Below are 6,990 nucleotides of genomic sequence, written 5' to 3'. Positions count from 1 at the left end.
TCGGGGTGGTCTCAGGGTGATCCCTGATGTGTCCGCGCAGGTAGTCGCGGTGCCGAATGTGCGCGACAGCTGTGCGCTCACTTCGTGACCGCGCCGTTATGTGACGAAGGTCACATGTTTGGCTGGATGATATTCGGTGGGGTATTCGGTTGACGCGTCAACGCGCGCGTCGGCCCGACCACAACGCGAAAACCAGCGCGAGCAGGAAGCCGACAGGTGCGAGCATCGCCAGGCCGTAGAGCCACAGCCCCGGATCGCTGTCGGACACGATCGGCGTCACGAAGATCGCGATCACCGCCAGAATTCCGGTACCGAACAGGACGAGGGCCACGTGCAGCAGGCGATCGCCGGAGCGTCGCGGACCGGGCGAGGCCGGATCTGGTGAATTCGTCACCGATGAACCGTAAAACTGATGTGCTCGCGATATAGCCACCGGGGTAGACTCGCAGCACATCGCGTCCCGCCTTGTTGGGGGGCGCGTTCTTTTCGCGACAAGCAAGATTGTGTAACCCGGGCCACAAGGGTTCGGGTGCCGAATGATGAACGGGTGAGCGCAGTGCCGACCGGCCGGGTGAAGTGGTACGACGTCGAGAAGGGCTTCGGCTTCCTGTCTCAAGACGAGGGCGAGGACGTCTATGTCCGCTCGTCCGCGCTGCCCGAGGGCGTCGAGGGACTCAAGCCCGGACAGCGTGTCGAATTCGGCATGGCCGCCGGTCGCCGTGGGCCGCAGGCGCTCAGCGTGACGGTGCTCGAGGCGCCGCCGACCGTCGCCCGCGATCGTGACCGTGGGCAGGCGCCCGCGCGCAAGGACGCCGGGCCGCGCAAGTCGCCCGACGAACTGCACGGCCTGGTCGAGGACATGATCACGCTGCTGGAGAGCACCGTGCAGCCGGATCTGCGGCGGGGCAAGTACCCGGATCGCAAGATGTCCCAGCGTATTTCCGAGGTCGTGCGGGCCGTGGCTCGCGAACTCGACCACTGACGGTTTCGCGAAACCGGCCCCGAACGAATGTCGTTCGGGGCCGGTTCCGTTTCGGGCTCAGGACTCGCGAGGTTCGGGCTCGGGAGTGACGATCGACCAGGCGGCGTGCGGGATATAGCTTTCCTGCCCGGTGGCGATGTCACGGGCCAGGATCGGCAGCTGCACTTCGATGCCGATCAGACGCAGGCCTGGTTCCGGCTTCGACTCGATGGTGAGTGCCCTGGCGCGGTCCGGGTAGTCGGCGAAGCTGAGCACCCGGTCCAGCTGCTCGCCGCTGGGGCGCTGGTAGATCAGCTGGATGAGCCAGGGCGATTCGGCGACCGCGTCGGGCAGCGAGAGCTGTACGGGTTCACCGGCGGGGACCTCCAGCGGCGTGGTCTCGCCGTACCGGCAATTCTCCATCCGCACCGTGCAGTACATGAACGGGTCGACAGTGATGGTCGTGCCGTGCGCGTACGCGGTGAGCTGCGGGGTGTGCGCGGGCGCCTTCGATACCGCCACCCCCACCCACACCGCGGTCACCGCGACGACCGCGAACAGTCCGGCCGCGACCAGCGCGACGATCGTTCGAGCGTTGAGCTTGCTCACCAGGTGGGGTCTCCTGTCCCTCTCGGATGGGTGTTGGGCACTTCCTGCTCGACGTGCTGGGGGCGATTGCCGCCCAGACCCGGCAGCAGCGAGTGCCCGGTATAGCTGACGAACGTCTGGAGCAGTCCGGCCAGCAGGATCACGCTGATCAAGGCGAAACCCTTCCAGTATTCGATCGGCATCAGCACGCCGGCCGCCCCGCCGACGACCCAGCTCAGTTGCAGCACGGTCTCCGAGCGGCCGAACCCTGACGCGATCGATTCCGGCGGGAGATCGTCCTGGATGGCGGCATCGAGGGAGACCTTCGCGAGCGCGCTGGCCGCGGAGGCCACCAGTGCGGCTACGGCGGCGCCGAACAGATTCCCGGTGAACGCGGCGAACAGCGCGACCACCGCGCACGCGCCGGTGCAGCCGAGCACCACCGGCGACGGCCTGCCCAATTGCAGCCGGGCGCCGGTCGCGTTGCCGCCGAAGTTGCCGATGGCCGCCGCGGCGCCGACCAGGCCGAGCATCGCCGCCTGTTCGCTGGGACTGCCGCCCGACCCCTTGGCGACGAAGGCGATGTAGAAGGTGAGGAAGCCGGTGAGCACGCGAATCGAGCTGTTGCCCCACAGGCCGGTCACCACGGCGCGGCCCAGCGGCTGACGCCGTTTGCGCGGCGGCACCGCGGACTGCTCGCCGCGGTGGATGACCTCGGTGTGCGCGTCGGGGCCGTGGTAGGTCAGCGTCGCGGGGACCTCTCCCTCGGTCACCTCGACCCAGCGCGGAATACGCAAGCTGAGGAACACCCCCGCGACGGCGATGCCGGTGGCGAAGATCAACGCGCCGGTGGAACCCGCGATCAGGGCGGTGAGCGCGGCCAGGGCGCCCGCGCCGATGGTGCCGCCGACCAGGCCGAACACGGTCAGCCGGGAATTGGTACGCACCAGGTCGATATCCGGTGGGAGCACGCGTGGCGTCACCGCGCTCTTGAGCACGGCGAAGGATTTCGAGCCGACCATCATGCACAGGGCCAGTGGATACAGGCCCCAGGTGTCGATGTTGAAGATCAACAGCAGCGCGAAGCCCGCGCGCAGGCCGAAGGTCGTCGCCAGCGCGAGCCTGCGACCGCGTTGCAGCCGGTCGAGCAGCGGGCCGATCAGCGGCGCGATCAGCGCGAACGGCGCGATGGTGATCAGCAGGTACAGGGCCACCTTGGTTTTGGATTCGGCGGTGGCGCTGGCGAAGAACAGGGTGTTGGCCAGGGCGACCGCGATCGCGGCGTCGAGCGCGAAGTTCGCCATGGTGGCGTAGGTGAGCGCGGTCAGGCCGGACTGGTCGGCGCCGTCGGCCTTGGCGGCGCGCTGGAAGGTGGCGATGCCGCGTTCGGTGAGTTCGCGGCTGCGCATGGCGGCTACGCGGGTGACGGTGAGTTTCCGGGGGACGCGCTGGTTGACCTGGTCGTCGACGCCTTCGTCGCGAGGAAAGGGACGGGTACCCGCCGGGCCGGTGTCGTCCCCGGGGAGGTCGGAGCGTCCTTGCTCGTCGCGGGGTGCCGGGGGTCGGCCCCGATCGTCGACCGGAGGCCCGTCGTGCGGATGCTCGGCGCGTGGTGCGGCCGGTCGGCCCCGATCGTCGAAGGGCGGACGCCGCTTCGGGTAGTCGTCCGGTGTGCGTCCGGCGGGCGCCGCGTTCGGCACGGGCGTGGTCGGGGCGGCCGGGTCGACGGGGCGGTGGCGTCGGAACAGGCTTTTCGACCGGACCGTCGGCGGCTCGGCGGGCAGCGGCCGTTCGGGCCGGGGGAAGACCTTGCGCGGTGCGCGCGGCGGGTACTGCCCATAGCCGGGGTGTGGGTCGGCGGCAGTACCGTCCCGGCGACCACGGTCAGGACCGGATGGATCGCGGGGCGTAGTCACAAGTCCAATTCTGTCGCACTCGGGCGGCGCGTGTTCACTCGCGCCGCGGCAATGTCGGCCACACCCGGGTTATTTCCCGACGAAACGCACTTCGAACATGCGCGGCCAGTACTTGCCGGTCAGCAGGAACCGATCGGTGCCGGGCAGGTGAGCGATACCGTTGAGCACATCGGCGCCCGCCCGTTCGGCGGGGGTGAGCAGTCCGCCCGCCTCGATGACGGCGAGAATCCGGCCGGTCTCGGGATCGATGTGCAGAATCTCGTCCGTCGGGTAGTTGTTCGCGTAGACCGTGCCGTCTTCCGCGCAGTCCAATTCGTTCGGCTTCGGATCGCGGTAGCCGGACAGCGTCACCGAACCGGTCTGCGCGAAGGTCACCGGGTCGCGGAAGGTGAGCGTGCCGGTGCCGTCGCTCATCACCAGCCGCTGTGGCTGTGCGCACAATCCCCAGCCCTCACCCTGATAGTCGGCGCGACCGGTCTCGGCCAAGGTGACCGGGTCGCGGGCGATGGCGAAACCGTCCTGCCAGGTCAACTGCCACACGATCGCGCCCGCCCTGGTCATGCCCTCGCCGAACACGCGACCAGGCAGGTCGACGCGCGCTGTTTCGGCGCCCGTGCGCTGGTCGGCGGCCCGCGCGGTCGACACGCCCCACATTCCGGTGCTCTCGTAACGGACGCCGTCGGCCACTTCCAGACCCTGGGTGAAGGCCTGCGGATCGTGCGGTGACGAGCCGATCACTTCGACTCGTAACCGCGTCGGTCCGGGCTCCTCTGGACCGCTACAAGCCCCCGCGCCGAGCACACTGACCAGCACTGCGACGGCCAACGAACTGCGATTGCACTTCATACGGCAAAATGTATGCCGTGAGCGCAGTATCTGTTTCGGAGTCCGGCGTGCGTCCCGTTCTGGCCGACGCGGCCGAGGTCGCACGTCGTGCGCTCGTCGCGTTGGAACCCGACGGGGTAGGAGTCCATCTGGGGGTGAGCGCCGAGGACGACACCGCGGCCACCCACCGGTTCGAGGCGACCCTGCCCGGCTACCGCGGCTGGCAGTGGGCCGTCGTGGTCGCCGCGCCCCCCGGCGCCGACCACGCGACGGTGAGCGAGTCGGCGTTGCTGCCTGCCCTCGACGCCCTGATCGCCCCCGACTTCGTCCCGTGGGAACAGCGGGTCCGCCCCGGCGACCTCGGCCCCGGCGACCTGCTCGCCGCCCCCGCCGACGACCCCCGTCTCGTTCCCGGCTACGTCGCCACCGGCGATCCGGTGATCGACGAGGTGGCCCGCGAGGTCGGCCTCGGCCGCGTCCAGGTGCTCAGCCTCGAAGGCCGCGCCGACGCCGCCCAGCGCTGGTTCACCGAGTTCGGCCCCGACACCGAGATGGCCAAGGCCGCCCCCGGCACCTGCGGCATGTGCGGCTTCTACCTGCCGCTGGCCGGCGCCCTGCGCGAGTCCTTCGGCGTCTGCGGCAACGCGATGGGTGCCGACGGCCACGTCGTCCACATCGAATACGGGTGCGGCGCCCACTCCGACGTGGTGGCACCCAGCGGCAACGGATCCCCGCTGTACGAGGCATTCGACGACCACGCGGTGGATTTCGTCGAGATCGTCCGCCCGGCTGTCGAGGACGCGATCGACAAGGCCACATCCCAGGCCGCTGGCGCGGACTCGGCAACAGAGGCCGCGGCGGAGATGTCTGCCGACGCCCCGGCATCAGCGGTCCCGACGACCGGCGCTGACTCGGCATCAGCGGCTGCGGTCCGCGCGACCGGCTCTGACTCGGCATCAGCGGCTGCGGTCCGCGCGACCGGCTCTGACTCGGCATCAGCGGCTGCGGCCCCGGCGACCGGTGAAGACTCCGCGTCGGAGACCGCGTCCCAGGCGACGGCCGAAGTGTCGGCCACAGTGGTCGACCAGGTCGAGGCCGAGCCTGCCGGCGCCGACCCCGCGACGACGGTCGTGGAGGTTGTCGCCGAGACTTCCGCCGACCCGGCGATCGAGGTCGTGGAGGTAGCGGCCGAAACGGTCGCCGCTGTCCCGCCGACCTCGGACACCGAGACCGAGCCGAGTTCCGCGGACTCGTTGACCGAGGTCGGCGAAGCCGCGGCGGAGCGGGCAGGCGACCGGCAGGAAACCGCCGAGGCCGAAGCGGTCGCCGCCGCGGACGCTGAGCGTCACGCGCTCACCGAAGGCGCCCTGCCGGAGTCGGCCGATGAGGTCGTCACCGCCGAAATCGCCTCGGACACCGGGGTTCCCGCCGAGACTGTTTCGGCCGAACCCACCGTCGAGGCAGAACTCGCCGTCGGCGACGAATCAGCCACCGCTGAGACCTCGGCCGCTTCGGATGCCGAGAGCTCTTCGGGCGTATCGGACGAGGTAGCGACTGCTGCCGACGCGGTCGCGGAGGCTGCACCTGCCGCCGAGACTGTGTCGGGCGCGGAGGCTTCCGCCGAGGGTGAGGCTGCTGTGTCGGGCGCGGAGGCTTCCGTCGAGGGTGAGGCTGCTGTGTCGGGCGCGGAGGCTTCCGTCGAGGGTGAGGCTGCTGTGTCGGATGCGGAGGCTTCCGCTGAAGGCGAGGCCGCGGTGTCGGGCGATGCGGGATCCGGTGAAGCGGCGGAGTCGGCTGATCTGAGCGAGCACGGATCGTCGGTGTCGCGCTGAACGGAGCGGGTGACCCGTTCGGTACCGCGGAGCTGCGGGCCGGAGTACTTGCCGCGTGGCGGGATTCGCCGACGCGGTTACGTGAGGACAGTGCCAGCGAGGCGGATCTGGTGGCCGCGGGCTACCGGGACCGGCTGCTCACCGAGCTCGCGCAGAACGCGGCCGACGCCGCGGCGAAGGCCGGTGTCGCGGGTGAGCTGATCGTGCGGGTGCTGGACGGGCGGCTGCACGTCGCGAACACCGGTGCGCCGCTGAGTGTTTCCGGTGTGCACGCGCTGACGGCACTGCGTGCCTCCGGAAAGGCGGGTGCCGCCCAGGTCGGTCGCTTCGGTGTCGGCTTCACCGCGGTGCGGTCCGTCGGTGACGAGATCGAGGTCCGCTCGACGACCGGATCCCTGCGCTTCTCCCGCGTCGCCACGCTGAACGCCTTGCACGACACGGGCATCGGCATCCCCGAGAACCTCACGACAATCGCGCCCCCGGTCCTGCGCCTGGCCTGGCCGGTGCCGACCACCCCACTCGCGGGCACCGACACCGAGATCGTCGTACACCTGCGCGACGACGTCGACCCCGCGGCCCTCCTCGACGCCATGCGAGCCGAGGCCCCCGACCTCCTCCTGGAACTACCGGCCCTACAGCGCATCCGTATCGACACGGACGAATTCACCAGCGCGGTAACTGTTCTCGCCACCAACGCCCAACCTGCTGACGCTATTCGTTCCAACGCCGCCCAGGCAACCGACGCTACTGCCGCCCCCTCCACAGACGCCGCCGCCGTTGACGCTGCCGTCGATGCGACCGCCACAGCTGTGGCCGCAGACGCCGCTGCCGCTGCCGCTGCCGTCGACGCCACAGCCACAGCCGCGGC

General features: G+C 70.1%; 7 protein-coding genes. 3 read left to right on the top strand and 4 right to left on the bottom strand.

Annotation, left to right across the window (positions count from 1 at the left end):
* Positions 1 to 157: 157 nt before the first annotated feature.
* On the bottom strand, positions 158 to 394 hold the full coding sequence (locus tag ACFWF3_RS18665) for a hypothetical protein (RefSeq protein ID WP_378990511.1): 237 nt from the start codon (positions 392 to 394) through the stop codon (positions 158 to 160).
* 162 nt (positions 395 to 556) lie between these two features.
* On the opposite strand from ACFWF3_RS18665, the gene ACFWF3_RS18660 reads away from it, so the two are divergent.
* Positions 557 to 982, top strand: a complete 426-nt coding sequence (locus ACFWF3_RS18660) for a cold-shock protein (RefSeq protein ID WP_358071059.1) — start codon at positions 557 to 559, stop codon at positions 980 to 982.
* A gap of 57 nt (positions 983 to 1,039) precedes the next feature.
* Here ACFWF3_RS18660 and ACFWF3_RS18655 read toward each other — a convergent pair whose 3' ends face one another.
* From ACFWF3_RS18655 to ACFWF3_RS18645, 3 genes are all read right to left on the bottom strand, one after another.
* Positions 1,040 to 1,570 (bottom strand): DUF2771 domain-containing protein, encoded by a 531-nt coding sequence (locus ACFWF3_RS18655; protein WP_379314625.1) that lies wholly within the window; start codon positions 1,568 to 1,570, stop codon positions 1,040 to 1,042.
* Positions 1,567 to 3,465 carry an MFS transporter gene (locus ACFWF3_RS18650; RefSeq protein WP_379314624.1) on the bottom strand — a complete coding sequence of 633 codons (1,899 nt, stop codon included), beginning with the start codon at positions 3,463 to 3,465 and terminating at the stop codon, positions 1,567 to 1,569. Before ACFWF3_RS18650 ends, ACFWF3_RS18655 begins: the two co-directional genes overlap by 4 nt.
* A 69-nt stretch (positions 3,466 to 3,534) precedes the next feature.
* On the bottom strand, positions 3,535 to 4,311 hold the full coding sequence (locus tag ACFWF3_RS18645; protein WP_379314623.1) for a glutaminyl-peptide cyclotransferase: 777 nt from the start codon (positions 4,309 to 4,311) through the stop codon (positions 3,535 to 3,537).
* Positions 4,312 to 4,328: 17 nt separating this feature from the next.
* Here ACFWF3_RS18645 and ACFWF3_RS18640 point away from each other — a divergent pair, with 17 nt between their 5' ends.
* Positions 4,329 to 6,122 carry a DUF3027 domain-containing protein gene (locus tag ACFWF3_RS18640; protein WP_379314622.1) on the top strand — a complete coding sequence of 598 codons (1,794 nt, stop codon included), beginning with the start codon at positions 4,329 to 4,331 and terminating at the stop codon, positions 6,120 to 6,122.
* Positions 6,119 to 6,990, top strand: an 872-nt coding sequence (locus ACFWF3_RS18635; protein ID WP_379314626.1) for a sacsin N-terminal ATP-binding-like domain-containing protein, incomplete at its 3' end; no start/stop codon positions are given. The genes ACFWF3_RS18640 and ACFWF3_RS18635, both read left to right, overlap by 4 nt.

The organism is Nocardia sp. NPDC060220, from assembly GCF_042727815.1.
Taxonomy (GTDB): domain Bacteria; phylum Actinomycetota; class Actinomycetes; order Mycobacteriales; family Mycobacteriaceae; genus Nocardia.
Note: the sequence above shows the minus strand (reverse complement) of the source record. Positions and strands in the feature narration are given on the sequence as shown.

Coding starts and splice junctions, on each gene's coding strand:
- ACFWF3_RS18645 (WP_379314623.1), bottom strand. CDS start 4,311: ATGAAGTGCAATCGCAGTTCGTTGGCCGTCGCAGTGCTGGTCAGTGTG.